We start from the raw sequence: 1683 nt of genomic DNA on the forward strand, positions 1-1683 counted from the left end.
GATCGGACAGGACCGATTCCAGGGTGCGCGGCAGCCTGCCGCGCCCCCTGGAATCGGTCCTGTCCGATCCTCGGCGGGACATCGAACTCGTGGTCGTCGACGACGCTTCCGACGACGGCACCGAAGCCTATCTGGCTTCGCTTGCCGATCCCCGCCTGGCCTGGCGCCGACTACTGGTGCGATCCGGTGCCAACCGGGCACGCAACGAGGGCGCCACGCTGACCAGCGCGCCGCTTATTGCGTTTCTCGATTCCGACGATGCATTCTGTCCGGGACGCATCGAGCGGTTGATCGCGTTCTTCGATGCCAATCCGGATATTGCGTGCACCATCGACGGCTTCAGCGACGTCGCGGACCGGCGCCGGCGCCTGCACCTGTTGCCGGACCCGACCCCTGACGCCGACAGGCTGCGTCAGCTGCTGCTTTGCCACTGCGTGCCATTGACCAATTCGACCGTTACCGTGCGCCGTTCCGCCTTCGTCTCGATCGGCGGTTACGATGTGGGCCTGTATCGTCATCAGGACCGCGAATTCCTGGTCCGGCTGGGAAAGCAGCACCGCATCGCCTTCGGCAAGGCCGCCGACGTCCTCAAATATCGTGAAGCCAATTCAATGTCGCGCACCCATGCCGGCTACATTGTGGGCCTGGACGATTTCGTCGCCCGCTGCCCGGACTATCGGACGAACGACTACGCCGCGATCCTCTGTTACCTGACGCTGCGCGGCGTGTTGAAGGCCGTGGCGCAGGGCAGCCTCGGCGTGGCGCTGGCGGAAATCAAGGCCTGGCGAAGGGCAAACAACCTGCCCGGGGGCTTTGGCGTCGTTTCCGGTTATTTCGCCGGGCGGCGGCAACGGCGGGAATTGGAACAGTCGTTCGCTCAGGCCGCCACGACGTCGGCTGAATAACGCAGTTCGCGCAATGGTTTGACCCGGCTGGTCGTCTCGGAATAGAGCGGATGCGCCTTGTAGGCGGCCAGCGCCGCGTCGTCCTCGAATTCGGCATAGACGACCACGTCGATCGCGTTGGAGAACAGATCGACCTTGGTGTTGAGCGTCACTTCGAAATGCTTCGAGTGCGGAATCTTGCCCAATTCCTGCAGGCCCGATCGCACGGTCTCCACATCCTCCTTGTGCCGCACGCTGAAGAAAACGATGTGCCGGATCAAACCAGCCTCCTTGATCGTCATTTCAGGCGTGTTTTGTGGGAGCAAGGGCGCAGCGTCAACCGGCAACGATGTCGCGCCCGCCTTGCGGTTGCCGGGGCGTTAGGCCGCTCCGGTGACGTATCGCACGATGCGCGACATCTCCCTGATTGTTACGTCGAGGTAGTGGCCCTGATTGTAGAGGCCATCCCAGATCAGGAAGAAGGTGATGGCGCAGATGACGATGACGTAACGCATGGCTGAAACTATCGTATGCAGGCTAACGCAACCATAGCGATTCCGCTGCAGGCGGCCATTTTCCCGCGGATTGTTGGCTCCAGATCCATCCTCGGCCTGCCCCTTGAAGTTCCTGCTGATGCCGTGGAAGATTGTGCCGGCAATTCAACGGCAAGCTCTGCAGTTCCGGTCGTGGCGACTGCGTTCGAGCCTGATGAATGGACCATGAGAGGGGTGGGGCCGGCGATGCGCGGGCTTCACGAAAGTCGGGGGCAGGAAATGGCTTTCAAGCAAGATCCTGGCAT

At 62.2% G+C, this 1683-nt stretch carries 4 protein-coding genes; 2 read left to right on the top strand and 2 right to left on the bottom strand.

Features of this window, described 5'->3' with window-relative positions:
- Window positions 1-905, top strand: a 905-nt coding sequence (locus EN742_RS34220) for a glycosyltransferase family 2 protein (RefSeq protein ID WP_210214507.1), incomplete at its 5' end; no start/stop codon positions are given.
- On the opposite strand, the gene EN742_RS34225 is transcribed toward EN742_RS34220, so the two are convergent.
- Together EN742_RS34225 and EN742_RS40125 are read right to left on the bottom strand one after the other, a co-directional pair.
- Window positions 878-1165 (bottom strand): Dabb family protein, encoded by a 288-nt coding sequence (locus EN742_RS34225; protein WP_126054639.1) that lies wholly within the window; start codon window positions 1163-1165, stop codon window positions 878-880. The two genes, EN742_RS34220 and EN742_RS34225, sit on opposite strands and share 28 nt — an antisense overlap.
- A gap of 99 nt (window positions 1166-1264) precedes the next feature.
- A complete protein-coding gene (locus tag EN742_RS40125; protein WP_281033049.1) occupies window positions 1265-1399 on the bottom strand; it encodes a hypothetical protein in 135 nt (44 codons plus the stop codon).
- Window positions 1400-1414: 15 nt separating this feature from the next.
- Here EN742_RS40125 and EN742_RS38870 point away from each other — a divergent pair.
- On the top strand, window positions 1415-1683 hold a 269-nt coding region (locus EN742_RS38870; protein ID WP_210214508.1), incomplete at its 3' end, for a hypothetical protein.

This window comes from Mesorhizobium sp. M4A.F.Ca.ET.020.02.1.1 (genome assembly GCF_004022645.1).
In the GTDB taxonomy this organism is placed as follows: domain Bacteria; phylum Pseudomonadota; class Alphaproteobacteria; order Rhizobiales; family Rhizobiaceae; genus Mesorhizobium.

Bases quoted from the DNA above. Each gene is read 5' to 3' on its own strand.
- EN742_RS40125 (WP_281033049.1), bottom strand. From the start codon at position 1,399: ATGCGTTACGTCATCGTCATCTGCGCCATCACCTTCTTCCTGATCTGG.